Annotated in this window: 20 protein-coding genes; 9 read left to right on the top strand and 11 right to left on the bottom strand. The window is 74.2% G+C overall.

What is annotated here, in order from left to right; genetic code table 11:
• Positions 1-81: 81 nt before the first annotated feature.
• Positions 82-1,212 carry a DNA polymerase III subunit beta gene (gene dnaN / locus ACWPWW_RS11530; protein ID WP_454050520.1) on the bottom strand — a complete coding sequence of 377 codons (1,131 nt, stop codon included), beginning with the start codon at positions 1,210-1,212 and terminating at the stop codon, positions 82-84.
• A gap of 727 nt (positions 1,213-1,939) precedes the next feature.
• On the bottom strand, positions 1,940-3,373 hold the full coding sequence (dnaA, locus tag ACWPWW_RS11535) for a chromosomal replication initiator protein DnaA (RefSeq protein ID WP_454051800.1): 1,434 nt from the start codon (positions 3,371-3,373) through the stop codon (positions 1,940-1,942).
• A 500-nt stretch (positions 3,374-3,873) separates the two neighbouring features.
• On the opposite strand from dnaA, the gene rpmH reads away from it, so the two are divergent.
• From rpmH to ACWPWW_RS11575, 8 genes are all read left to right on the top strand, one after another.
• Positions 3,874-4,011, top strand: coding sequence for a 50S ribosomal protein L34 (rpmH, locus tag ACWPWW_RS11540; protein WP_010849920.1), 138 nt, complete (start codon positions 3,874-3,876; stop codon positions 4,009-4,011).
• A gap of 14 nt (positions 4,012-4,025) precedes the next feature.
• A complete protein-coding gene (rnpA, locus tag ACWPWW_RS11545) occupies positions 4,026-4,415 on the top strand; it encodes a ribonuclease P protein component (protein WP_454050521.1) in 390 nt (129 codons plus the stop codon).
• Positions 4,412-4,732, top strand: coding sequence for a membrane protein insertion efficiency factor YidD (gene yidD, locus ACWPWW_RS11550; protein WP_454050522.1), 321 nt, complete (start codon positions 4,412-4,414; stop codon positions 4,730-4,732). The genes rnpA and yidD overlap by 4 nt, the downstream gene beginning before the upstream one ends.
• 19 nt (positions 4,733-4,751) lie before the next feature.
• Positions 4,752-5,939, top strand: coding sequence for a membrane protein insertase YidC (yidC, locus tag ACWPWW_RS11555; protein ID WP_454050523.1), 1,188 nt, complete (start codon positions 4,752-4,754; stop codon positions 5,937-5,939).
• 48 nt (positions 5,940-5,987) lie between these two features.
• On the top strand, positions 5,988-6,500 hold the full coding sequence (locus ACWPWW_RS11560; RefSeq protein WP_454050524.1) for a Jag family protein: 513 nt from the start codon (positions 5,988-5,990) through the stop codon (positions 6,498-6,500).
• Positions 6,501-8,712: 2,212 nt separating this feature from the next.
• On the top strand, positions 8,713-9,756 hold the full coding sequence (rsmG, locus tag ACWPWW_RS11565; protein ID WP_454050525.1) for a 16S rRNA (guanine(527)-N(7))-methyltransferase RsmG: 1,044 nt from the start codon (positions 8,713-8,715) through the stop codon (positions 9,754-9,756).
• On the top strand, positions 9,753-10,742 hold the full coding sequence (locus ACWPWW_RS11570; RefSeq protein WP_454050526.1) for a ParA family protein: 990 nt from the start codon (positions 9,753-9,755) through the stop codon (positions 10,740-10,742). Before rsmG ends, ACWPWW_RS11570 begins: the two co-directional genes overlap by 4 nt.
• Complete coding sequence (locus ACWPWW_RS11575) at positions 10,739-11,836, top strand: ParB/RepB/Spo0J family partition protein (protein WP_454050527.1); 1,098 nt, start codon at positions 10,739-10,741, stop codon at positions 11,834-11,836. Before ACWPWW_RS11570 ends, ACWPWW_RS11575 begins: the two co-directional genes overlap by 4 nt.
• A 15-nt stretch (positions 11,837-11,851) precedes the next feature.
• On the opposite strand, the gene ACWPWW_RS11580 is transcribed toward ACWPWW_RS11575, so the two are convergent.
• The 8 genes from ACWPWW_RS11580 to ACWPWW_RS11615 all read right to left on the bottom strand — a co-directional run bounded on the left by ACWPWW_RS11580 (position 11,852) and on the right by ACWPWW_RS11615 (position 22,919).
• Entirely contained in the window at positions 11,852-12,814 is a 963-nt protein-coding gene (locus ACWPWW_RS11580; protein WP_454050528.1) for a D-alanine--D-alanine ligase family protein, read from the bottom strand.
• A gap of 74 nt (positions 12,815-12,888) precedes the next feature.
• Positions 12,889-14,226, bottom strand: coding sequence for an aminotransferase-like domain-containing protein (locus ACWPWW_RS11585; RefSeq protein ID WP_454050529.1), 1,338 nt, complete (start codon positions 14,224-14,226; stop codon positions 12,889-12,891).
• 102 nt (positions 14,227-14,328) lie between these two features.
• Positions 14,329-14,670 carry a thioredoxin gene (gene trxA / locus ACWPWW_RS11590; RefSeq protein ID WP_454050530.1) on the bottom strand — a complete coding sequence of 114 codons (342 nt, stop codon included), beginning with the start codon at positions 14,668-14,670 and terminating at the stop codon, positions 14,329-14,331.
• 7 nt (positions 14,671-14,677) lie between these two features.
• Positions 14,678-15,739 (bottom strand): thioredoxin-disulfide reductase, encoded by a 1,062-nt coding sequence (gene trxB, locus ACWPWW_RS11595; RefSeq protein ID WP_454050531.1) that lies wholly within the window; start codon positions 15,737-15,739, stop codon positions 14,678-14,680.
• A gap of 73 nt (positions 15,740-15,812) precedes the next feature.
• Positions 15,813-18,314, bottom strand: coding sequence for a protein kinase family protein (locus tag ACWPWW_RS11600; protein WP_454050532.1), 2,502 nt, complete (start codon positions 18,312-18,314; stop codon positions 15,813-15,815).
• Positions 18,315-18,439: 125 nt separating this feature from the next.
• Positions 18,440-20,143 (bottom strand): murein biosynthesis integral membrane protein MurJ, encoded by a 1,704-nt coding sequence (gene murJ, locus ACWPWW_RS11605; RefSeq protein ID WP_454050533.1) that lies wholly within the window; start codon positions 20,141-20,143, stop codon positions 18,440-18,442.
• Positions 20,140-22,377: a DUF6049 family protein gene (locus ACWPWW_RS11610; RefSeq protein ID WP_454050534.1), complete on the bottom strand. Its 2,238-nt coding sequence runs from the start codon at positions 22,375-22,377 to the stop codon at positions 20,140-20,142. Before ACWPWW_RS11610 ends, murJ begins: the two co-directional genes overlap by 4 nt.
• Positions 22,374-22,919 carry an NUDIX hydrolase gene (locus ACWPWW_RS11615; protein WP_454050535.1) on the bottom strand — a complete coding sequence of 182 codons (546 nt, stop codon included), beginning with the start codon at positions 22,917-22,919 and terminating at the stop codon, positions 22,374-22,376. The genes ACWPWW_RS11610 and ACWPWW_RS11615 overlap by 4 nt, the downstream gene beginning before the upstream one ends.
• Positions 22,920-23,090: 171 nt before the next feature.
• On the opposite strand from ACWPWW_RS11615, the gene ACWPWW_RS11620 reads away from it, so the two are divergent.
• Positions 23,091-24,557, top strand: a complete 1,467-nt coding sequence (locus tag ACWPWW_RS11620; protein ID WP_454051801.1) for a CCA tRNA nucleotidyltransferase — start codon at positions 23,091-23,093, stop codon at positions 24,555-24,557.
• Positions 24,558-24,562: 5 nt separating this feature from the next.
• Here ACWPWW_RS11620 and ACWPWW_RS11625 read toward each other — a convergent pair whose 3' ends face one another.
• Positions 24,563-25,864 carry an MFS transporter gene (locus ACWPWW_RS11625; protein WP_454050536.1) on the bottom strand — a complete coding sequence of 434 codons (1,302 nt, stop codon included), beginning with the start codon at positions 25,862-25,864 and terminating at the stop codon, positions 24,563-24,565.
• Between the last annotated feature and the right edge of the window lie 57 nt (positions 25,865-25,921).

A 25,921-nucleotide genomic window follows, 5' to 3' on the forward strand; every position in this document is an offset into this window, starting at 1 on the left:
TGTCGCCCGCCATTGTCCTGCGGCGGGCCGCTGCTGACGAACGAAGCGCGCGTCTCGCCGGTCACACCGGCGCGTGCAGCCTCAGGAGGCGAAGCGGATGGGGACCAGGAGGTAGCGGTACTCCTTGAGGTCCTCGCCCTCGAGCGACTCCTGGCCGGTGAACTCGACCGGCTTGTTCGGGTGCGTGAAGGACAGCCGCACGAACGACGTCGTCAGCGCCCCCAGCCCGTCGAGGAGGAACTGCGGGTTGAAAGCGACGGCGATGTCGTCGCCGACCAGCGTGGCCTCGAGCGCCTCGGACGCCTGCGCGTCGTCGCCCTGGCCCGCGTCGAGGACGACCTGGCCCTCGGTGAAGGTCAGGCGGATCGGCGTGTTCCGCTCGGCGACGAGGGCGACGCGCTTCGCGGCGTCCGCGAGCAGCTGCGTGTTCACCACCGCGTGGATCGGCGACTCGTCCGGGAACAGCCGTCGGACGGCGGGGTAGTCGCCGTCGACCAGCAGGGACGTCGTGTGGCGGCCGCCGGCCTCGAAGCCGATCAGGTCGACGCCCTGGCCGGTCGCGAGCGCGACGTTCACGGACCCGGAGGCGCCCAGCGACTTCGCCGCGTCGGACAGCGTGCGGGCACGCACCAGCGCGACCTCGGACGCGTCCGGGCTGGCCGGCTTCCAGGTGAGCTCGCGCAGGGCCAGGCGGTAGCGGTCGGTCGCGAGGAGGGTGACCTTCTCCCCCTCGATCTCGACGCGCACGCCGGTCAGCAGCGGCAGCGTGTCGTCACGGCTGGCGGCGACCGTGACCTGCGTGACGGCCTTGGTCAGCTCGTCGCCGTCGACGGTCCCGGCCAGCGCCGGCATGGAGGGGAGCTGGGGGTAGTCCTCGACCGGCATGGTGAGCAGGGTGAACCGGCTGGCGCCGCAGGTGACGGTGACCTTGGTGCCGTCGAGCGACACGTCGACCGGCTTGGCGGGCAGCGCGCGGGAGATCTCGGCGAGCAGGCGGCCGGAGACGAGCACGGTGCCGGCCTCGCTGACGTCCGCCGGGATCTCGGACCGCGCGGAGACCTCGTAGTCGAAGCTCGCCAGCCGCAGGGTGCCGTCGGTGTCGGCCTCGATGCGCACGCCGGCCAGGACCGGGACCGGGGGACGGGTGGGCAGGCTGCGAGCGATCCACGTGACGGCTTCTGCGAGGACGTCACGTTCGACGCGGAACTTCATGCCCCACCCTCTCGGTCGGGGGGATCGCGGGCGATCCCGTGCGCGGTGCTGGACGACCCCGGCCGCGGCACGGCTGGGGTCGCCCCGAAGACTACGCGAGTGACCTGCCCTCCGGTACTGAACGCGCGGCTGTGGACAGAGCCCGGAGGCCTCCGGCGTTCGCCAGGACGGCCTGAGCGAGGCACGGTCCCGGCAGAGCTGGCGACGGTCGCCCGTCGGCCGGCCGGAGGAGCGCTCTCCGGCAACGATCCGCGGCTGCGGACGTCGTCCACAACGCGTGTGGTCCTCGGCCTGGTCGCGCGAGCGACCCATGCGGTGCTGGGCGTCGTCCGGTCGGCTCGGTAGAGCATTGACGGGCTGTGGATCTTCTTCCTAGGGATCAGTCGTCGTCATCGTCGCTTCTGTGGATCCTGGGGACGACGCGTATTCGTGCTGGTGGGAGCCCGGAGAGCGGTGTGCACGGCGGTTGTGGACCCGCTGGGGACAACGCAGACGAGTGGGGACGACGCCGACGCCGTCCTTCGTCGTCCACCGGCGCGGCAGGATCCGTCCACACGAACCAGGGGGGTCATCCACCGGTTTCCACAGATCCATCCACAGGTGTGCACATTCGTCCTACGCCTGATTTCTGCGCCTGGGAGCGACGTGCGCCGGCCGAAGACGACGAGACCCGCCACCGGACGTTCCGGGGCGGGTCTCGTGCCGTCGTGCGCGGGGTCCTGCGAGCTCAGCCGCGGCTCTCCTGCTTGATGCGGTTGGTGAGCTCCGTGACCTGGTTGAAGATCGAGCGGCGCTCGGCCATCAGCTCGCGGATCTTGCGGTTCGCGTGCATCACGGTGGTGTGGTCACGACCGCCGAACGCCTGGCCGATCTTCGGCAGCGAGAGGTCGGTGAGCTCGCGGCAGAGGTACATGGCGATCTGCCGCGCGGTGACCAGCACGCGGGAGCGGGACGAGCCGCAGAGGTCCTCGATCGAGAGGCCGAAGTACGCGGCCGTCTGCCCGATGACCGCGGTGGCCGTGATGTCGGCCTGGTCGTCGTCGGTGATCAGGTCCTTGAGGACGATCTCGGCGAGCGAGAGGTCGACCTGCTGCCGGTTGAGGTTCGCGAACGCCGTCACCCGGATCAGGGCGCCCTCGAGCTCGCGGATGTTGGTGGAGATCTTCGACGCGATGTACTCCAGCACGTCGTCCGGCGCCTGGAGCTTGTCGTTGGCCGACTTCTTCCTCAGGATCGCGATCCGGGTCTCGAGGTCCGGCGGCTGCACGTCGGTGATCAGCCCCCACTCGAACCGGGAGCGCATCCGGTCCTCGAAGCCGTTCAGCTGCTTCGGGGGGAGGTCGGACGTCAGCACGATCTGCTTGTTGGCGTTGTGCAGGGTGTTGAAGGTGTGGAAGAACTCCTCCATCGTCTGCTCTTTGCCCTGCAGGAACTGGATGTCGTCGATGAGGAGGACGTCCACCTCCCGGTAACGCCGCTGGAACGCCCCGGCCTTGCCCTCACCGATCGAGTTGATGAAGTCGTTGGTGAACTCCTCGGAGTTCACGTACCGCACGCGGACCGACGGGTAGAGGTTGCGCGCGTAGTGCCCGATCGCGTGCAGCAGGTGCGTCTTGCCCAGCCCCGAGTCGCCGTAGATGAACAGTGGGTTGTACGCCTTAGCGGGCGCCTCGGCCACGGCGACCGCCGCGGCGTGCGCGAACCGGTTGGACGACCCGATGACGAACGTCTCGAACAGGTACTTGGGGTTGAGCTGCGCCGGCTCGACGCTGGGGGTGGGCCCAGCGGGCTGACGCCGGAAGGGCTCGGTGCGCACCGGCTCGACGTGCGCGCTCTCCCCGGTGCTGGGGTGGCCGGTGCCGGCGTGCGCCACGACCGCGGCCTCGGTGTCGTTCGCGCGGGGCGGCGGCGCCGTGGCGAGGCCCGCGTCGCCGGTCTCCAGCGCGGGGTCGACCGTGATCGCGAAGCGCGCCTCGCGGCCCAGGGCCGCGGCGAGGGCGTCGGAGACCTCCTGGCGGACCCGCGTCTCGAGGTAGTCCTTGGTGAGGTCGTTGCCGACCGCGAGCAGCATCGTCCCGTCGAGCAGACCCAGCGGCTTGGCCAGCCGCACGAAGGCCAGCTGGCGAGGCGTGATGTCGGGACTCACCTCGAGCTGCGCCATCGCGGCCGACCAGACCTGGCTCAGCTGATCGTCCTGTCCTGACACCTGTACCTCGCTGCCGTCGTGAGTCGCGTGGTCGAGTGTCGCACGCGACGGTCGTCCGTCCACAGACTTGTCCACACCTGTGCGTGACAGACGATCACGCGGGATCGCGGGTCCGCCTGGGCGGGTCCGGGGGTCCGGGCACGGAGTTGTCCACAGGCCTCGCCGGCTCTGTCCACGGGGTGGGGAGAGCCGGAGCTGCAGGACGCATCAGCGGACGATGCTAATCGCCGACCGCACCGCGCGGGAGAGGGTCGGGGCAGGCAGTCGTGCCCGGTGCCCTCGCAGTTTGACCGGGCGGTCCCGGCGGCGTAACTTTGACCAGCCTTCCTGATGGCTCCTGCTGGCGTGCCCCGACGTCGGCCGCGTCGACGACGTGGGTACCGGAGCAGTCGAGCGCGGGCACCACAGACCAGGCCGGACGACCGGTCGTTGCACCGAAGTACTTGGAGACCATCGTGAGCAAGCGGACCTTCCAGCCGAACAACCGGCGTCGCGCCAAGACCCACGGCTTCCGTCTGCGTATGCGGACGCGTGCCGGCCGCGCGATCCTCGCCGCCCGCCGGCGCAAGGGTCGCGCCGAGCTGTCGGCCTGACACCACCTGACGCGGTGCTGCCCGCCGCGCACCGGATGCGCCGGTCCGCCGACTTCGAGCGGACCGTGCGCGCGGGTGTGCGCGCCGGGCGGAGCACGGTCGTGGTGCACCTGGTGACGCGAACCGACCCCGGACCTGGTCCGGCGGTCGGTTTCGTCGTGTCCAAGGGCGTGGGCAACGCCGTCGTCCGAAACCGGGTCAAGCGCCGTCTGCGCGCGCTGACCACGGAGCGGCTGGCCGTGCTGCCGGCCGACGCGGACCTCGTCGTGCGGGCCCTCGGTCCGGCTGCGTCGGCCGACTACTCCGGCCTGGGCTCCGACCTCGACGGCGCGCTGCGGACCGCCGGCCGACGGCTGGCCGAACGCACCGGCAGCCCGGTGCCCGGGTCCGGTGGCTCCCGATGAGCGGCTCCGACGGTCGTCCGGCCGTCGTCCGTGTCCTGCGCGCGGTCGCACGACTGCCGCGTCGCCTGCTGGTCCTGCTCGTCCGCGGGTACCAGCGCTTCCTGTCCCCGCTCACCCCGCCGACCTGCCGGTTCTACCCGTCCTGCTCCCAGTACGCCGTGATCGCGCTCGAGCGTCACGGGGTCTGGAAGGGCACGCGGCTGGCGGTGTGGCGGATCCTGCGCTGCAACCCGTGGAACCCGGGCGGCGTCGACGACGTTCCACCGGCGGGGTCGCACCGTCGACACCCGCACGACGCGGTCGCCTCCGCGCACTGACCCACTGGAGAGTTCCCCGATGAGCTGGTTCGACGGCCTGCTGTACCCGATCATGGTCGCTGTCGCGTGGATCATGGTGCAGTTCCACACGCTGTTCGACTGGCTGGGTCTCGACCCGGCCGGCGGCGCGGCATGGGGGCTGTCCATCGTCGGCCTCGTGATCGTGATGCGGATCATCCTGATCCCGCTGTTCTTCAAGCAGATCAAGGCGTCCCGCGGCATGCAGATGCTCGCGCCGGACATGAAGAAGATCCAGGCGAAGTACAAGGGCAAGACCGATCCCGCGTCCCGCGAGGCCATGAGCCGCGAGACGATGGAGCTCTACCGGAAGCACGGGACCAACCCGTTCTCCTCCTGCCTGCCGATCCTCGCCCAGTCGCCGATCTTCTTCGCCCTGTTCCGGGTGCTGAACTCGCTGCCGGCGCTGGCGTCGGGCGACTACGTGCGGGACAACCTCGGCCCCCTGACGCAGGACGTGGCGGCGCAGGCGGAGCAGGCGACCATCTTCGGTGCGCCGCTGTCGGCGACGTTCATGAACGCGGCCGAGTTCGGCGACGCGGCCCTGCACATCCGCATCGTCACCATCGTGCTCGTGGTCGCCATGTCGGCGACGACCTTCCTCACGCAGCGCCAGCTGACGATGAAGAACATGCCCCCGGCCGCCCTCGAGGGGCCGATGGCGCAGCAGCAGAAGATGCTCATGTACGTCTTCCCGCTGATCTTCGCCTTCTCCGGCGTGAACTTCCCGATCGGTGTCCTCATCTACTGGACGACCACCAACCTGTGGTCGATGGGCCAGCAGTTCTACACGATCCGCCGGATGCCGGCGCCCGGGTCGCAGGCCGAGAAGGCGCTCAAGGCCCGCCAGGCGCGCAAGGCCGCGCACAAGGGCCTCACCATCGAGGAGTCCGAGGCGCTCACGATCGAGGAGCAGCGTCCCGTCGGTCAGCGGCAGCAGCCCGTCCGCAAGGACCGCGCGAAGAAGCGTCCCGCAGGCCCGGCAGCAGCCGGCACCACCTCCGCGAAGCCCGCGTCCCCGGCGGCCGCAGCGGCGCCCGTGGACGACGCCCCGGCGGCTCCGAACGCGACCGGCACGCCGGCGAGCGGCAAGAAGAAGCGGAACGGCTCCGGCGGCGGCGCGGGTGCGGGCGGCTCCTCCGCCGGGCGCACCGGCTCGAAGCCGGCCGGCAGCCCGACCGACGACTGAGACCTCCGCGCCCCGGCGCGACACCGTCCCTCCCAGCTAGGAGCAGAGATGACCACACCGACTGAAGCGACCGGCGAGGCCGGCGCCGCCACGCGCCTCGAGGAAGAGGGCGAGATCGCCGCCGACTACCTCGAGGAGCTGCTGGACATCGCCGACCTCGACGGCGACATCGACATCGACGTCGACCACGGTCGCGCGGCGGTGGAGATCGTGGCGGAGGAGGGCACCGAGCGTGCGCTCCGTCGACTGGTCGGCACGGACGGCGAGGTGCTCGACGCGCTGCAGGAGCTGACCCGGCTCGCGGTCCAGGCGAAGACCGGTGACCGCAGCCGGCTCATGCTCGACATCGCCGGCTACCGCGCCGGCCGCAAGACCGAGCTCGTCCAGGTGGCGGAGGAGGCGATCGCCGAGGTGCGGTCGACCGGGGCTGCGAAGTCGCTCGAGCCGATGAACCCGTTCGAGCGGAAGGTCGTGCACGACGCCGTCGCGGCCGCCGGGCTCACCTCGGACTCCGAGGGTGTGGAGCCGTCGCGGTACGTGGTCATCAAGCCCGCGAGCTGAGTCGCCGGGGGCGGTTCACCTGAACGCATCGAGAGGCCGGTCCCGTGGCGGGGCCGGCCTCTTGTGTTTCCCGACCGAGGCTCAGATCGGCGCTCAGCGAAGTGTTTTGCTGGTGAACGAGTGGCTGGATTGTGTTGTCCGCTGTTGAAGTGCCACACCCGGGGGTTGGCGCATGACGTTCGCTCGCAGGTCCCTGTTCGACGCTCGGACGACAGCGTTGTCGCGCCCGAGGCGTCCCTCGGTTCAGACGATCGAATCGAGCAAGGCCGGCGAGGCGAGCGGGCGACCAACCCGTCGACGGGATCGTCGTCCCTGACGCGCGCTCCGGGGTGATGCGTCGAGCTCCGCGCACCCGAGGTGCCTCATTGGTCCGACCGGGAGCGCGTGCAGTCGCTCGCCGGAGGTCGGCGCTCCTCAGACGTAGCCACTGGCGCGGAACTCGGCCGGCTGCGAAGGGCCGGGCCGGGCGCTCGAGCGGTACGTGTCGGTTCGGGGCAGCGCGGGCCGGACGTGGCTGGCGGGGATCGGTCTCGCCGGGTGCATCCCCGTCCGCGCGGGGACACGGCCGGTGCCGGCGTGCTCGCTGGTCGGGTAGCCCGCCGATGGGTGGGCGATGCCCGCGCCGGGGCGCGAGGTGGCCCTGGGCGAGGCTCGTGGCGCTCTGGAGGTCCCGGCGCCACGCCGAGGCTGCGTCGCCCGACACGCACGTCCATGTGGATCAGCTGGCGCGCGGGTTCGCTGTGCGAGGTGGCCAGCGATGGAGCGAGTGGGTGCGGTGGTGTCGGCCGTGCGGGATCGGGACGCTGCGCGCGCGCGTGCCTCGACAGCACCAGGTGCCGGTGGCGCGTGCTTGCGATGCGGCGGCACGACAAGGCCCACGGCGGTGGCCGTGCCAGGACAGGCGCGTTCCACGTGAAACGGGTCTGTGCCTTCCCGCACGCAGGACCCATGTGTCAGCGACGGACGAGTCGCCGCCAGCGCCAACACGGATCGGCGCGCGGGGCTCGGCTGTGGGCTCCCGGTCCGCCGCGCTGACTGTGCATGCCCGGCGACGGCGGTGTCCGTGGGCCGCGCGGAGGGCGGCGCGGGGCTGGCGACTGAGGCGGGGGCGCGGTACGGGGTCTGGTCGGTTGGCGTCGGGCGCGCGCGGTATGCCGTGCGGCTGGCGACGAGCACGGGTGAGCACGGCGGCGGATGGCGGGGGATGGCGGGGGAGTGGGGATGCGGGCGGTGCGATCGGTGGTCTCGTGCGTGACGCCCCTAGGCTCGGAACAGGGGCTACGGAGAGCGGGCGGTGTGCGGGTGGTGAGCCGAGGCGGCCGCGGGCGGTAGGTCGACATCGCGGCCGGAGTCGCCGTGATCGCGAGGTGCGAGGTCCACCCGCCGGGGCCGCAGACGGCGCTCACGAGAACTCGACCGCGGCCGACGCCACCCACGACGCGCAGGATCGGAGCGCGTCCTACGCCCGCGGACCATGGTTGTGGCCCCGTCCGCGAGTCCGTGCCGGGCTCGCCAAGGTGGGTGCCCGTCGACGTTCCACGTGGAACCACATCCTCGCCGGAGCAGTTATGCGTTGCCCGGCTCGCCTTGCGACGTCGGGTGACCCGCCACGAGTCCAGGGTCGAACGAGCGGCGCTAGGGGGAAGCTGAACCGCGCGTGGATCGGCGGCGTGTTCCACGTGAAACGCGTGGGCGAGGGACGGGACCGCAACGGCTCTCTCCCACGCCGCGCCCCGCGCCCGGGCACGGGGCGCGCCGGCGCCCACGCGGCCGCCGCTGGGGTCGCCCGACGCTAGTTCCGCAGGCACAGCCCGCGGCTTCGTCGATGGCCCGAACGGCCGTCGTGCACCTGCGGAGTCGCTGAGTGCCTGCGGCCCCCGAGCCGCCGAGATCGGGATCAGTGGGGGATTCTCTGTGTGTGGAATCGGCGCTAGCGGCGCGTGAGTGCCTTCCTAGGCTGACGGCGCCTACCTGCACCGGTGCCCGGGCCCGGAAGGCGCATGGCGCCGCCCGCACCCGCGGGAAGCTCCTTCAGTGACTACCCCTCAAGGCGCGGCGCGCGCGCGGTGCGGGCTAGGTCGCGAGCTCAACATCACAGTTCCACGTGGAACGACCCGGGCGGGCACGAGGTCGAGACGGCCTGCTGAGGAGGCCAGGCGGCGGCACGACTGCGTGCGTTCCACGTGCAACTGCGCGCTTTTCGCCCGTGCGGATGGCGGTCGGCTCCCACCCCGACCGACCGTTCCACGTGAAACGCGCCCCCGACGACCCGTTCGACCTGAGATGCGACCAACCGGTCAAGGTGCGCCGCGTCCAACTGCTAGACGAGAACCACCCCGGACCAACCGTTCCACGTGAAACGCGGCCCCGCAGCCCGGTCCTCGCCAGTCGCGTCGGTGCGGCGCGGTACCGTAGAACATCACGTGCGCAGGACGTGCCGAACCGGCACCGCGCACCACCCGGATCCCGAGACCAGGGGAGTGCTGTGCGGTCGGAGTCGGTACCAGCGCGCGACGACGAAGCGCCTGACCTCGCTGCCGACCCCTTGGAGGGCGACGCCCGCCTGCCCGAGCTGTTCGGCGAGGCGTGGCCGGCGATCCAGCAGTTCCACGCGATGCTGCGCGACGAGGGCGTGCTGCGCGGCCTCGTCGGCCCGCGCGAGGTGGTTCGCCTCTGGGAACGCCACCTGGTCAACTCCGCCGCCGTCGTCCCGTTCCTGCCGGAGACCGGCACGATCGTCGACGTGGGTAGCGGCGCCGGTCTGCCCGGCGTCGTGGTCGCCGCGATGCGCCCCCGGGGCCAGGTCGTGCTCCTCGAGCCGATGGAGCGGCGGACGGACTGGCTGTCGGAGGTCGTCACCACCATCGGTCTGGGCAATGTGACCGTCGTCCGTGGCCGTGCCGAGGACCAGATCGACCTGCTGGCCGCCGACGCCGTCACGGCCCGCGCCGTCGCGGCGCTGGACAAGCTCTACGGGTGGACGCTGCCGCTGCTGAAGGTCGGCGGCCGCCTGGTGGCGCTCAAGGGCGGGCGGGCTCGCGAGGAGGCCGACGCGGCCGTCTCTGCAGGTCAGCGGCTCGGCGGTGCAGCGGCCGAGATCCTCGTCGCACCGACGCTGCCCGGGCTGGAACCGACCAGTGTGGTCGTCGTGGAGAAGACGGGTCCGGGCGAGCCTGCGCGGCCGGTCCGTGTTTCACGTGGAACTGAGAGCCGGTCCGGTCGACCGCGCCGCTCGACGAAGGGACATCGCCCGTGACGACGGACCCGAGCCGCTGGGCGCCGGACGACACCGACGAGCGCCGCCGCGCCGCGCTGGTGGAGAGCCTGCCGCCGGCGGACGACGACACCCCGTTGATGGCCGAGCTCCGGCAGGACGCACGCAGGCGTATCGAGCTGCGCGGCCGCCGGTTCCCGAAGCCGGACCACACCCGGGTGATCACGGTCGCGAACCAGAAGGGCGGGGTCGGCAAGACCACCACCACGGTCAACCTCGCCGCCGCGCTCGCCCAGTCGGGTCTGCACGTCCTCGTGATCGACAACGACCCGCAGGGCAACGCGTCGACGGCGCTGGGCATCGACCACCGCGCCGGCGTCACCTCGGTCTACGACGTGCTGGTGGACGGGGCGCCGCTGGCGACCGCGGTGCACGCGAGCCCCGACGTGCCGAACCTGTGGTGCGTGCCGGCGACGATCGACCTGTCGGGCGCGGAGATCGAGCTCGTGTCGATGGTGGCCCGGGAGACGCGCCTGCGCCGCGCGCTGACCACCTACTTCGAGGAGCGGGTGGCGAACGGCGAGCCGCGCATCGACTACGTGCTGGTCGACTGCCCGCCGAGCCTCGGTCTGCTGACGGTCAACGCGTTCGTGGTCGCGGACGAGGTGCTGATCCCGATCCAGTGCGAGTACTACGCGCTGGAGGGCCTGAGCCAGCTGCTGAAGTCCATCGAGCTGATCCAGGCGCACCTGAACCGCGGCCTGCACGTGTCGACGATCCTCCTGACGATGTACGACGGCCGGACCAACCTGGCGCAGCAGGTCGCGCAGGAGGTCCGCGAGCACTTCCCGGAGAAGACGCTGCGGACCACCGTGCCGCGGTCGGTGCGGGTGTCGGAGGCGCCGTCCTACGGGCAGACCGTCCTGACGTACGATCCGGGCTCGAGCGGTGCGCTCGCCTACCTGGAGGCAGCGCGAGAGCTCGCCGAGCGCGGAACCACCGCGACCCGGCAGAAGGAGGACGTGTGAGCGAGAAGCGGCGTGGGCTCGGGCGTGGCCTGGGCGCACTGATCCCGACGGGTCTCGAGACCCGCAGCGGCGACCGCCCCGTCGACGTCTTCTTCCCGGACCGCAGCGCCGAGGTGGCCGAGAACGGTCACGCCGTCGCGCACGGCGGCGAGCCGCTGACCAGCGGAAACGCCGCGAAGGCGCCCCTGAGCCCCGCCGAGGACGCCACCGTCCCCACGGAGACCCAGGAGGGGACGCCCGGCGCCCGCGAGGTCGACCCCGACGGCCTGCTGCCGGTCCCCGGCGTGTCGTTCGCCGAGCTCCCGGTCGGGTCGATCCGTCCGAACCCGAAGCAGCCGCGCACGGTCTTCGACGAGGACGCGCTGGAGGAGCTGGTCGGGTCGATCCGCGAGATCGGCGTCCTGCAGCCCATCGTCGTCCGCCCGGTCGACGACGGGTACGAGCTGATCATGGGGGAGCGGCGCTGGCGCGCGACCCAGGCCGCGGGGCTCGCGACCGTGCCGGCCATCGTCCGGCAGACCGAGGACGGGGACCTGCTGCGCGACGCGCTGCTGGAGAACCTGCACCGGTCCCAGCTGAACCCGCTGGAGGAGGCGGCCGCGTACCAGCAGCTGCTGGACGACTTCGGGTGCACGCACGACGAGCTCGCGCAGCGCATCCACCGCTCGCGCCCGCAGATCTCGAACACGCTGCGCCTGCTCCGGCTGCCCCCGCTCGTGCAGCGCCGCGTCGCTGCGGGCGTGCTGTCGGCCGGCCACGCCCGAGCGCTGCTGGGGTTGAGCGACGGCGCGGCCATCGAGCGGCTGGCGCAGCGCATCGTGGCAGAGGGCCTCTCGGTCCGTGCCGTCGAGGAGATCGTGGCGCTCGGCGCGGACGGCGAGGGTCGTCGTCAGCCGCGCCGGACACGCGCCGGCGTGCGGAACGAGGCGCTCGACGACCTGGCGAGCCGGCTGTCGGACCGCTTCGAGACCCGCGTGAAGGTCGACCTCGGCAAGCAGCGGGGCAAGCTGACCGTGGAGTTCGCGTCGGTGCAGGACCTCAACCGGATCCTGTCCAGCCTGGCGCCGGACGACCCGGGCATCTTCCGCCCCTGACCTGGGGCGGGCGCGTCAGGCGTCGCGCAGGCCGGTCTCGACCAGGCGCCGGTACAGGGTCGGCAGGTGGTGCCCGCCGGCCTCCGCGGCCTGCGGGAAGAGCGACGTCTCGGTCATGCCCGGGGCGACGTTCACCTCGAGGAACCACGGCTGCCCGTCCCCGTCGATGATGAGGTCGGTGCGGGACAGGTGCCGCAGACCGAGGACCTGGTGGGCGGCCACCGCGACCTCGGCGGCGCGCTGCGCGAGGTCGTCCGAGAGGCGCGCCGGCGCGAAGTACTCGGTGCGGCCGGGGTTGTAGCGCGCGTCGTAGTCGTAGGGACCGTCGGTGACCACCTCGACGGCCGGCAGCGCGACGGGCTCGCCGTCCAGCTCCACGACGCCCACTGCCACCTCGACGCCCTCGACCGCGCGCTCGATCAGCGCGGTGTCGCCGTACGCGAAGCAGGCCACCATCGCGCGCGGCAGGTCCTCGGCGCTGCGCACCAGGGTGACGCCCAGCGCCGAGCCACCGCGGGACGGCTTCACGACCAGCGGGAGGCCGAGCCTGGCGACCACCGCGTCGAGCACGCGGTTGGCCCCCAGCTCGCGGAACAGGCTCTGGGGGAGCGTCACGAACTCCGGCGTGGCGAGGCCCGCGCGGGTCACCGACGTCTTGGCGATGGGCTTGCTCCACGCGACCCGGCTGGCGCGCGGGCCCGTCCCGAGGCTGGGCACGCCGAGCAGCTCCAGCACGTCCCGCACGGACCCGTCCTCGCCGCTCGCGCCGTGCAGCAGCGGCCACACCAGGTCGGGCCGGGTCTCGGTGAGCGCCGGCACCAGGTCGGCGTCGACGTCGTGGACGGCGACCTCGAGCCCCGCGGTGCGCAGCGCCTCGGCCACCCGACGGCCGGACCGCAGCGAGACGTCGCGCTCGTGGGACAGGCCGCCCGCGAGGACGACGACGCGCGGGCTGGCGGGGGCAGAGTCGTGCGGCACGCGGGTCCTCCTGGACGAGGGTGGCCGCCGGTGCGACCGTCGGGATGGAACGGGGAAAGCCGGTTCAGGCCGGATCAGGCGAGGTCCGGGCCGGGGGACTGCACGTCGTCGCCCGCCCGGGCGCCGCCGGTGCCGAACAGCGACACCAGCTCGCTCTCGCCCGCCACGACCCCCGCGAGGCGGCGCACGCCCTCGCGGATCCGCTCGGGCGTCGGGAAGCAGAACGACAGCCGCATGTGGTCGGCGCCCTGCCCGTCGGCGTAGAAGGCGGTCCCGGGCACGTACGCGACGCGCGCGGTGACGGCGCGCGGCAGCATCGCCTTCGCGTGGAGCCCGTCCGGCAGCCGCACCCACGTGTAGAAACCGCCGTCGGGGACGGTCCAGGTGGCGTCGGGCAGGTGCTCGGCGAGCGCGCCGACCATGGCGTCGCGCCGCTCGCGGTACAGCTCGCGGAACGCCTTCACCTGGCCCTTCCAGTCGCACGTCGCCAGGTAGCCGCTGATCGCGAGCTGGGAGGCGTTGGAGGGGCAGAGGATCGCCGACTCGGAGGCGAGGACGAGCTTCTCCCGCACGGCGTGCGGCGCGACGGCCCAGCCGACCCGGTAGCCGGGCGCGAACGTCTTGGAGAACGACCCGAGGTAGATGACGCCCTCGTCGTCGGCGGAGCGCATCGCGGGGATGGGGTCGCCGTCGAAGCCGAGCAGCCCGTAGGGGTTGTCCTCGATGACGAGCACGCCGTACCGCGCGGCGATCTCCAGGATGCGCGGGCGGCGCTCGGCGGACAGGGTGACGCCGGCCGGGTTGTGGAAGTTCGGGATGGTGTACAGGAACTTCACACGCCGGCCCTGGCGGGCGAGGTCCGCGAGCGTGGTCTCGAGCGCCTCGGGGACGAGGCCGTCCGCGTCGAGCGGGACGTGCACGACGTCCGCCTCGTACGCGCGGAAGACGCCGAGGGCGCCGACGTAGGACGGCGCCTCCGCGACGACGACGTCGCCCGGGTCGATGAACAGCCGGGTCACGAGGTCGAGCGCCTGCTGCGACCCGGTGGTGACGACCACGTCGTCCGGGTGCGCGTCGATGCCCTCGAGCCTCATGACCTCGAGGATCTGCTCGCGCAGGGTCTCGTCGCCCTGGCCGGAGCCGTACTGCAGCGCCGTGGTGCCGCGCGTGGCGACGACGCGCTGGGCGAGCTCGCCGATGACGTCGAGGGGCAGCCCCTCGAGGTACGGCATGCCGCCGGCGAGGGACACCACCTCGGGCCTGTTCGCCACGGCGAAGAGGGCGCGGATCTCAGAGGCGCGCATGCCGTGCGTGCGCTCGGCGTAGGAGCCGAGCCACCGGTCGAGCCGGGTGCCGGCGGCGGGCGTCGGGAGGGGGCCCGACGACTCGCCGGGCCGCGGAGTCGCGGTCATCTCCCGAGTGTGCCACGCCGTCCGGCGCCACCAGCGGCGCGTCCACGACGGGCGCGCCGCACGTGCACACACCCTCCGCGACCGCTGGGCGAGCCGGCGCGCTCAGGACGTGGCGATCTCCGCCAGCGCGCCGTCGAGCTCCGCGGCGTACGCGAGCTTCTCCCGGGCGCCGGTCAGCGCGCGCACGAGCTCACCGTCGTGGAAGACGTACAGCGTCGGGATGGACAGCACGCCGTACCGGCGGGCCAGCTCGGGCTCGGCCTCCGTGTCGACCGCGACGAACCGGAGGCGGCCGGCGTACGCGTCGGCGAGCTCCTCCAGGACCGGCGTGACCATGCGGCAGGGCACGCACCAGTCCGCCCAGAAGTCGACGACGACGGGCAGCGGCGACCGGAGGACCTCCTGCTCGAAGGTCTCCCCGGTCACCGCGAGGGCCGTGGTCATGCCCGGGTCAGTGCCCTGCGGCCGCCGCGGCCGCGGCGGTGTCGGCGCCCTGGGCGCTCAGCGCGTCCGCGGCGTCGACGGTGGCGGCCTCGACGGCCGGCGGGATGTCCGCCGGGGACGCGGGGTCCACGTCGCCGAGGGCGGCGAGGTAGTGCTGGGCGTCGAGCGCGGCCGAGCACCCGGAGCCGGCCGCGGTGATCGCCTGGCGGTAGGTGTGGTCCACGGCGTCACCGGCCGCGAACACCCCCGGCAGGTTGGTCCGCGTGGACCGGCCCTCGACGACGATGTAGCCGTTCTCGTCCAGGTCGACCTGGCCGACCAGCAGCTCGGTGCGCGGCACGTGGCCGATCGCGACGAAGATGCCGGTCGCGTCGTGCTCGCGGGTCTCGCCGGTGATCGTGTCGCGCAGCGTCACGCCGGTGACCTTGTCCTGGCCGTGGATGCCGACGACCTCGGAGTTCCAGGCGAACTGGATCTTCGGGTCGTTCTTGGCGCGGTCGGCCATGATCTTGGACGCCCGGAGCTCGTCGCGGCGGTGCACCATCGTCACGGACTTGCCGAACCGGGTCAGGAACGTGGCCTCCTCGACCGCGGAGTCACCGCCGCCGACCACGATGATGTCCTGGTCCTTGAAGAAGAACCCGTCGCAGGTCGCGCACCAGGACACGCCACGGCCCGAGAGCCGCTTCTCGTCGTCCAGGCCCAGCTCCCGGTAGGCGGAGCCGGTGGACAGGATGACGGCGCGAGCGTGGATGGTCTCGCCGCCGCCGGTGACGATCGTCTTGACCGGGCCGGCGAGGTCGAGGGAGACGGCGTCGTCCCACAGCACCTCGGCGCCGAACCGCTCGGCCTGCTTCTGCAGGTTGTCCATCAGGTCCGGGCCGAGGATCCCGTCGGGGAAGCCGGGGAAGTTCTCGACGTCGGTGGTGTTCATCAGCGCACCGCCCGCGGTCACCGAACCGGCGACCACGTACGGCGACAGGCCCGCGCGCGCCGCGTAGATCGCGGCGGTGTACCCGGCGGGTCCGGAGCCGACGATGACGATGTCGCGGACGGGGGTCTCGGTCACGGTGCTTCCTCGATGTCGTGGACGTCAGTTGCTGCGGAAGAACAGATCCTAGGCGCGGTCTGTTCCGGCGCCGTCAGGAGACGGCGACGCTCGACAGCTCGATCTTGTTGCCGCCGTCGGGCGTCTGGGAGAGCGACGTGAACCACAGCACGATGCTCTGGGTCTCCGTCGGCTGCGCGAGCGTCAGGACGGTCTGCGGCGAGGCGAGCGCACCGCCCGCCAGGACGTCGCCGGCCGTCGGGTTGGCCGCGTCGGTGGACCGGACCTCGACGTTGCCGCCGGTGCCCACGCTGTCCAGCGTGACCGACGTGACCGTGGCCGGGGCCTGCAGGGTGATCACGATGCCCACCGCGTCCTTGAACCCCGCGTAGTCCGGGCGGTTGTACGTGTGGGTGTACCAGGTCGTCGCCGGGTCGCCGTCGTTCAGCCGGCCGACGAGCTCCTCGTGCTCGCCGTCCCCGTCCGACGGGTCGATGGTGCTGATCGCCGCGATCGCGGGCGGAGCCGTGGCCGGCGCGGGCTCCTCGCCCTCCGCCGGCGCCTCGCCCTCGGCCGGGGCCTCCACGGCGGGGGCCGACGCCGTCGGGACGGGGGCGGACTCCGCGTCCGCGTCACCCGATCCGAACGGGGACAGCACGTTGCCGATCGCGATGACCACGCCGACGACCACGGCGACCGCGACGGCGCCGAGCACCCACCGCGTCGGGTCGAACCGGCGCTGCGTCAGGGCCGACGCGGGCTGCTCGGCCGGGAAGGGCAGGTCCCACGCGGGGCCGGCGGACGCGGCGGGGCCGCCGGGCTCGGCGGGCTCAGCGGGCTCGACGTCGGGTTCGGGCACGGGGGCGACGCGGGTGGTCGCCGCCTCGGGCTCGGGAGCGGACGCGGCGGGGGGAACCTCCCGGCCGGTGAACGCCGAGGTGGTGCGCCGGGGCGCCGCGGCAGCGGGCGCCGCGGTCGTGCTCGCCGCGGTGCGCTCGTCCTCGATGCCGGTGATGCCCGCGACGGCGAGCGTGGCGGGGTCCGGCTCGACGTCCGTGTCCTCAGCGGTCGCGGCGCCCTCGGCGGTGGGCGCGGTCGACGCGGCTGTGGCGGTCGAGGCGGCAGAGGCGGGCGGGATGGCCGGAGGTGCGGGCTCGGCGCTCGGCGGGATGGCGGGCGGGAGCGCACCGGGGGCCTCGGGCTCCGCGGGCGACGCCGACCGCGCGGGCGGCACGACGGGCACCTCGGGCTCGCTGGTCGCCGCGGTGCCGGCACCCGTCGCCGGCGCGGCGGCCGGGGTGGCCGAGGTGGCCGAGCTGGCCGGGGTGGCCGGGCTGGTGGCGGCCGCCGGCGTCGGCCGGGTGGACGGACGTGCGCCCTGCCCCGGCGGGTACGAGGCCGGCGCGGACCCGGGCGGCGAGGCCGGCGGCGGGGTACCCGGGCGGCGCGTGCCCGGGCCCTGCGGACCGGCGAAGGCCGAGCGGACCGACTGCCGGGCGACCGGCGCGGCCGCGGCGGCACCGGCGGCAGCGGCGGCAGCGACGCCCGCGGCCCCCGCCCCCGTCGCTCCCGTCGTCCCGGTCGCCGGGGTGGCGGCGTCCCCGTCGGACGCGGGGGTGCCGTGCTGGTCGTCGCTCATCGGGCTGCTTCCCGTCGGTGGTGCGGTGGTCGTGCCTGCTGCGCCGGGCGCGGTGGTGGTCTGGTCGGGCAGGGCGGGCCAGCGGCCGGCGTCGGCGGCGCGGAAGATCTCGTCGGCGCGGACCGCGCGCCACGGCTCGAGCTCGCGGACGAGCTCCCCGGGGCTGTGCGGGCCGTCGTCGTGCGGCCCGAGGGTCACCGCGCACAGCGTGTCCAGGTCGGCGGGGACGCCCGCGACCAGGTCCGCCGGCGGCAAAGGTGCGCCGTCGTGCTCGGGGGCGGCGGCGAGGCCGGTGTCGATCGCCGGTGCGGCGGGGGCTTTCGCGGAGGCGCCGCGGTCCGCCGACCAGTCCGCGAAGCTCGGCACCGCGGGGGTCGTGGCCGCGCCGGCGGCGGGCCAGCGGCCGGTGAGCGCCGCGTACAGCACGCGGACCAGGCCCACGGTGTCCGCACGGCTCATCGCGTGCGCGCTGCCGCCCCCGGCGCCGAGCAGCTCGCCGTCGACCGCGAGGCCCTCGAGCACGACCCGGCCGCCCGGGGTCAGCAGCACGACGTCGGGCCGGAGCGCGAGGTGGTGCACGCCTCGGCGGCGGGCGGCCTCGAGCGCGGCCGCGGCCTCGCCGACGACGGCCCGGGCCTGGTCGGCGGTCAGCGGGGCGCGACCGGCGAGCGCCGTGAGGCTGCGGCCCTCCACGGCGGCGGTGACCACGTAGCCCGTGCCGTCGGCGGTGCCGACGTCGAGGATCCGGGTGAGGCGGGGGTCGACCACGAGCGAGGCGCGGCGGGCGGCGTCCAGCACGGCGCCGGCGCGGGGGCCGGAGACCAGGGTGACCGTGACCGGGCGGGCCAGGATCTGGTCGGTCGCCGACCAGCGCTCGCCGCCGGGGAGGTCTCCCGGGCGCGGGGCGTCGAGACGGTACCGTCCGGCGACGGTGCTGCCGGGGCGGGCCTGCGCCACGTGGTCTCCGTCCGGTCGTCGGTGCGGCGCGGACGGCTCGTCCGCGCTCCGAGCCGGGCCCGCTCCGGGCCGAGGGCTCCCCGTCATGCTAGACGGGACGGGCGGTCGGGTGTCCGCCGGGAGGGTCAGCCGCGCCCGACGCGTCGCAGCAGCGGCGCCGCCAGCGTCCGCAGCTCGCGGACCCGCAGCAGCAGGAGCACCCCGACGTACACGCCGGTCATCAGCACCGCGCCGAGCACGCACGCGACGACCGCGCTGCCCCAGGTCTCGACCGGCCCGAGCAGCGCGAGCAGCCCGAGCCCGGCACCGGCCGCGACGACCGCCCCGACCAGCGCCTTGAGGTGCAGCCCGAGGACCCGCGGCCCGTCCACGCCGCCGAGCCGACGGCGCACCGCGACGAGGGCCACCACCGCGCCGATGCCGTAGGACAGCGCCATCGACGCGCAGGCCGCGGCGACCCAGGAGGTGTCCGGGAGCAGCGCGTGGCCGAGCTCCGTGCCGATGACGACGACGGCCGCCATCAGCACCTGGATCGGCACCATGCCGCGGGCGTCCTCGTAGGCGTAGTAGACCCGCTGGCACAGCGACCAGACGCCGAACGCGACCAGGCCGAGCACCAGGGCGACCACGGTCTGCGCCAGGGCGTGCACCTCGGGGTCCGTCGACTCGGGGAACAGCACGCGCCCCAGCGGGAACGCGAGCACGGCGATCCCGGTGGTCGCCAGCACGGTGAAGACGCCGACCGTCCGCAACCCCAGGGAGAGGTCGCCGCGGACCCCTGCGGTGTCGCCCGACGCCGCCCGGCCCGACAGGCGGGTGAACAGGGCCGTCGCCAGGGAGACCGTCACCAGCGAGTGCGGCAGCATGAAGATGAGGAACGCCCGGTCGTAGACGGCGTTGCCCGCCGCGCCGGTGGTGTCCACGGAGCTGGCGACGACGCTGATCCGCCACACGCCGACCTGCCCGATGATCAGTCCGAGGAAGGTCCAGGTCGCCACCCGCCCGGCGCTGCCCAGGCCGGAGCCGCGCAGCCCCCAGCGCGGGCGGTACCGGAAGCCGCTTCGGTAGAGCGGCACGAGCAGGATGAGCGCCTGGACCACGATGCCGAGGGTCGCGGCGCCGCCCAGCATCGCGGTGTGACCCGGGGTCCAGTCGGCGACCGCGGTGTCCTCGTCGACCTGCCCGAACACCTGCACCATGACGAGCAGCCCGGCGACGAACACCAGGTTGTTCACCACGGGCGCCCACATGTACGGCCCGAACGACCCGCGGGCGTTCAGCACCTGGCCGAGCAGCGAGTACAGGCCGTAGAAGAACACCTGCGGGATGCACCAGAACGCCAGCGCCGTCGCGATGGCCGTGACGTCGGGGTCGGCGAAGTTCGAGTAGAACCGGACCAGCAGCGGCGCCGCCGCGGTGAGCACGAGCGTGAGGCCCGCGAGCAGCACCATGCCGACGGTGAGCAGCCGGTCCACGAAGTGCTGGCCGTCCGGGCGGCGGTAGGCGCGCACCACCTGCGGCACGAGCACGGCGTTGAGCACGCCGCCGATGACCAGCAGGTAGAGCGTGTTCGGCAGCTTGTTCGCGACGGAGAACGAGTTGGCGAAGCTTCCGAGAAGCCCGATCGCCCAGCCGAGCAGCGACGTGTTGACGACGCCGAGCACGCGGGAGGCCGCGGTGCCGGAGGCCATGATCAGCGACGAGCGGCCGAGGCCCGAGCCGCGTGGCGTCACCGCTGCGGGGTCCGTGCCGCCGCCGGCGGTGGTGCCGGCCGCGGTGCCGTCGGGGTCCGCGCTGTCGGCGGAGCCCGCGGCGGCGGGGGTGGTCATGGCTGGTCCTGTCGTCCGGGGGGAGGGGTCGCCGTCGTGCCGGCCGCGGCGGCGTCGGCCGCGACGCGGGCGCCGCGCTTCGCGGTCTGGCCGCGGCGGATCGTGCGCCAGATGCCGAACCCGAGGGCGAGCGCGAGCAGCACGCCGACGACGATGGCGCCGACGCTCTCGATCGTGGGGGCGACGCGCGCCGAGAACGTCACCGGGGTGGCGACCTCGCGCCCGGAGGCGGAGACCAGGCTGACGTCGACGGTCACGTCGCAGTTCGCGGTGGCGCGCAGGGTGAGCTCGACGGTCGTCTCGGCGTCCGGGTCCACCGAGGTCAGCTCGGACCTGGTGGTGTCCAGGCAGCCCTTCTGCGGCCGCAGCTCCACCCGGACGTTCGCGGCCTGGTCCAGCTCGTTGCGCACGGCGACCCGCACCGGCGCCGAGCTCGAGATCACCGTGAACTGCTCGTTCAGCAGCACCGAGAGGCCCGACTGCCGCGCCTTCGCCTCGGCGAGCGCGTCGTTCACCGCCGCGCCGCGGCCGTCCGGGTCGTCCCGCCAGGCCACCGCGAGGGGCGCGACCAGGTCACCGGGCAGGCCCGCGAGCAGGGCGCTCGGGTCGTCCACCACGGCCGCGAACTCGCCGGCCGAGCGCCACTCGGCGGACAGGGCGTTGACCCACGCGGGCGTGAGCTCCTGGGCGGACCGGTCGGTCTGGGGCAGCGCGGCGCGCTGGGCGCCGTCGCCGTCCGCCTGCCCGTCCGCGTCGGCGGCGAGCACGTCGGCGACCGACGCGGTGTCCACCCAGGGTGCGTCGCGCAGGGCCGTGAGCTGGGCCTGGGCGATCGCGGCGGTCGGCTCCCAGTCCCGCGGCGTCGCGGCGAGCACGTAGGTCGTGCCGGCGTCGTCGGACCGGGCCAGCACGGCGGTCTCGGCGAGCACGCGCTGCGCCGCCGTGGCGGCCGTGACCCCGGGCTGGCTCGCCGCCGGGTCGGAGAGCAGCTCGGTGAGCGTGGCGTCGGGGACCAGCGCGGTCACCGTGCCCGAGGCCGTCTGCACCGCGGCGGGTGCGCTCGGCGTCTCGGAGTCCTCCGCCGCCAGCGCGTCCGGGCCCACCACCAGCGGGGTGCCCGGCGCCGAGGCCGCGGCGCGGGTGGCGGTCACCAGGTCCGGCACGTCGTCGGCGGCCCACAGCACCGGGTCGGCGTCCTGCCAGAGCGCCTCGCCCGCGCTGGACGGGACGTCCCGTGCGAGCGCGAGCAGGTCCGTCGGGCCGTCCGCGTGCGCGATCGCCGACAGGTCGGGGTCGGCCCACGGCAGCCGGAGCACCTCCCGGTCCGCAGCGCCCTCGGTGAGCGCCGTGAGCCACGACTGCGCCGCGCGGGACCCGGTGGCGGCCTGGTCCACCAGCGCCGGGTCGACGGCCCACGTGACGAACGGGAAGGCGCCCGTGGCCTGCAGGAGCCGCGACAGCCGTCCGCCCGAGGCCGTCAGCGTGGTGAGGCGCGCGTCGGACTCGCCGGGCTCCTCGGCCGTCGCGTCGTCCTCACCGGCCGCCGAGGCGGTGGGCGTCGGGGTCGGGGCGGGCTCCTGGCCCGTGCCCGCCTCGGCCTCGGTCGCGGCGGCGGCCGCCGGGTCGGTCGCGGGGCCGACGACGGACGACAGCACGCCGACCTGCGCGGTCGGCACCTCGTCCGCGGACGCCCACAGCAGGAAGGTCCGGTCGACGCCGACGCGGCCCGCCGCCGACCCGACGTCGAGGGTCAGGCCGCGCGGGCCCCAGGCGTCGTCGGTCCGGGACAGCCCGATGCTCGTGCCGGGCACGGTCACGGTCACGGTCGCGGTCGCCCCGGGGGCGAGGTCGCCCTCCAGCGCGGTGGTGGCCGCGACGTCGCCGATCGGGCTGGAGGCGCCCGACCGGGCCCAGGTGTCGAGCTCGTCCCGCGAGGAGATGCGGTAGCGGTAGATGCGGACCGAGGCGCGCGGCTGCTCGACGACCTCGTCGCCGTCGTTGCGCAGCGTCGCCGTGACCGTGAGGTCCTGGCCGGGGGTCAGCACCTGCGGGGCGACGGCCGTGACGGCCACGCTCACCGGCAGGTCCTCGGTCGAGGGTGCCGCGGGTGCCGGCGTGGCCACGAGGCGTGCCGCGGACGCGACGCCCTGCGCCGGGGAGCCGGCCAGCGCGAGCAGGCCGGCGGTCAGCACCGCCGCCACGCCCGCCCGCACGTGCCTCGCGCGCAGCCTCATGCCTCGCCGACGAGGACCACGTGCGCGGTCTCGGCCAGTCGTCGCTCGTTCGGGTACGCCAGGCGTGCGGGCAGGTCCAGCACCGGTACCCACGCCACGTCCTCCGCCTCGCCGTCCGGGTCGTCCTCCACGGTCAGCTCGCCGCCGACCGCACCGAGGAGATAGTGGTGCACCATCTTGTGGACCCGCCGGTCGTCACCCGTGAACCAGTAGTCGATCACGCCGAGCCGCCGGACGATGCGGCCCCGGATGCCGGTCTCCTCCGCGATCTCGCGGACGGCCGCCTGCTCCGGCGTCTCGTCGCCCTCGAGGTGGCCCTTGGGCAGGCACCACTCCAGCCGGCCCGCGCGGTTGCGCCGCGCGATCACCGCGGCCACGTGCACGCCGCCCTCGACCCGCACCACCAGACCGCCCGCGGAGGTCTCCTCGACGACCGGCAGGTGGGGGTGGCGGGCCCGGGTCGACCGCGGGTCGATCCGCAGCGCGTGACCGCCCGGCGGCGCGGGGACGCCCGGGGGCAGGGCGCTCGCGGGCTCAGGCATGCAGGCCACTGTAACGACTCCGGCCTGCGCACCGACCGAACTCCGGGTGGAGGACCTGTGCCGGATCACCGGGGACCGGCGGGCCGCCGCCGCGATCTGGCAGGCTTGGGCGTCGTGCCGTCCGACGACCTGACCCCCCAGCCCGCCCCCGCCGCCGACGCCGGCGACGGGGTGGACGCCGACGCGCTGCTCGCGCTGCAGCGGCGTGCCCTCGGCGTCATCGCGGGGCTCGCGCCCGCGGCGCTCGAGCTCGGCGAGCTGTTCCAGCAGGCCGGGCACGAGCTCGCCCTGGTCGGCGGTCCTGTGCGGGACGCGTTCCTGGGGCGGCCGAGCGTCGACCTCGACTTCACGACCTCCGCCGACCCGGACGAGACCGAGCGCATCCTCGCCGCCTGGGGCGACGCGCACTGGGACATCGGGCGGGCGTTCGGCACGATCGGCGCCCGCCGGCACGCCCGCCGGGGCACCGAGGACGTCGTCGTCGAGGTCACCACCTACCGGTCCGACGTCTACGACCCGACGTCCCGCAAGCCGGAGGTGGCGTTCGGCGACTCGCTCGAGGGCGACCTGTCGCGCCGGGACTTCACGGTCAACTCGATGGCGATCCGGCTGCCCGGGCTGACGTTCGTGGACCCGTTCGACGGCCTGCGCGACCTGGCCCGCGGCGTGCTGCGGACGCCGGTCGACCCGCGGCAGTCCTTCGACGACGACCCGCTGCGGATGCTGCGCGCCGCCCGGTTCGCCGCCCAGCTGGGCTTCGCCGTCGACCCCGCCGCGCTCGCCGCCGCCACCGACATGGCGGACCGGATCGCCATCGTGTCCGCGGAGCGCGTCCGCGACGAGCTGGTGAAGCTGCTCCTGTCGCCGCAGCCGCGGGCCGGGCTGCGGGTGCTGGTGGACACCGGGCTCGCGGACCACGTGCTCCCGGAGCTGCCCGCGCTGCGGCTGGAGATCGACGAGCACCACCGGCACAAGGACGTCTACGAGCACTCGCTGACCGTCCTCGACCGCGCCATCGCGCTGGAGACCGGTCCGGACGGCGCGGTGCCGGGACCGGACCTGGTGCTGCGGCTGGCGGCGCTGCTGCACGACATCGGCAAGCCGGCGACGCGGCGGTTCGAGTCCGCCGGCGGCGTCAGCTTCCACCACCACGAGGTGGTCGGCGCCAAGCTCGCGGCCAAGCGGCTCCGCGCGCTGCACTTCGACAAGGCCACCGTGCAGGCCGTCGCCCGCCTGACCGAGCTGCACCTGCGGTTCCACGGCTACGGCGAGGGCGCCTGGACCGACTCGGCCGTGCGCCGGTACGTCACCGACGCGGGTCCGCTCCTGGAGCGGCTGCACCGGCTGACCCGGTCCGACTGCACGACGCGGAACCAGCGCAAGGCCCGCCGGCTGTCCGAGGCGTACGACGACCTCGAGGCGCGGATCGCGCAGCTGAAGGAGCAGGAGGAGCTGGACGCGATCCGGCCCGACCTGGACGGCACGCAGATCATGGAGGTCCTCGGCATCGGGCCGGGCCGGCAGGTGGGCGCGGCGTACAAGCACCTGCTCGAGCTGCGGATGGAGCAGGGCCCGATGGACCCGGACGCCGCCCGCGAGGCCCTGCTGGCGTGGTGGGCGGAGCAGCCGCAGGGCTGACGCCGCTAGCGGCTCGCCCGGACCGGGACCTCGGCCGGCTCCGTCGCGCGGGTGCGGTAGACCAGCGCGGCCGCCAGGTACGCCGCGGCCAGCGCGGCGAACACCCCGCGCGACCAGCCGGTGTCGGGCAGGGCCACGGCGGCCAGCGCCGCCGCACCGACGAACGCGGCGTTGTAGAGGACGTCGTACAGCGCGAACGCCCGGCCCCGGAACGCGTCGGCGGTGTCCCGCTGCACGATCGTGTCCACCGCGATCTTGGCGCCCTGCGCCGCGAGCCCGAGCACGAGCGAGCCCGCGAGGACCGCGGGGTACGCGACGGTGACCGCCAGCAGGGCCTGGGTCCCGGCGGCCAGCAGCAGGCAGAGCGTGATCCAGCCGTGCGGCCCCAGCACCGGCGACACGACCGGGGTCACGACGATCGCCAGCGCGAAGCCGGCACCGGTCACCGCGGCGACGGTGCCGAACGTGACGAGGCCGGCGCGGGCGTCGGACGGGTCGGACAGCAGGTTCCGCGAGATGAGCAGGCTGGCGATGAACACCGCGCCGTAGAGGAACCGGTGCACCGCCATCACGCCCAGCGCCCGCGCCGGGGTCCCGCGCCGGACCAGGTACCGCGCGCCGTCGACGAGCCCGTGGGCGAGCGTGGACAGCGCCCGCCGCAGCTCCGTGGCGTCGGCGCGGGCGTCCGGGCCGAGCCGGTCCCTGCCCAGCCGGGTGGCGAGCAGCGCGGCGGTCGTCATCAGGGCCGCGGCGACGAGCAGGGCGGCGACGTCCTTGCCGCGGCCGTCGGGCAGGACCAGCCCGAGCCCGAACCCGATGCCGGCGCCGATCCCCGCGGACACCGTGCCGAGCGTCGGGGTGATCGAGTTGGCGGTCAGCAGCAGCGGCCCGGCCACCACCCGGGGCTGGGACGCCGACAGCGCGGACAGCAGGAACCGGTTGACCGACAGCGTCACGAGGGCCAGCACGTACACCGCGGGCCCGACGCCCGCTGTCGCCATGACCAGCGCGACGAGGACGGTGAGCCCGGCGCGGACCAGGTTGCCGACCAGCAGCACCTGCCGGCGGCGCCAGCGGTCCAGCAGCACCCCGGCCCACGGGCCCACCACCGTGAACGGCAGCAGCAGCACGGCGAACGCCGCCGCGACGCCCGTCGCCGTGGTCGCGTTCTCGGGGGAGAAGAAGAACAGCGTGGCGAGGCCCGCCTGGAACAGGCCGTCGGAGCACTGGCTCACCAGGCGCACCGCGAGCAGCCGCCGGAAGTCCACCAGGGGCCACAGCTGCTTCAGATCCGAGACCACCTGCACCGGGCCAGGCTATCGGGGTCGCACATACACTCGACGCCGCCCGATCGACGGAGGAGA

The sequence above is a fragment of the Cellulomonas sp. Marseille-Q8402 genome (genome assembly GCF_965119525.1).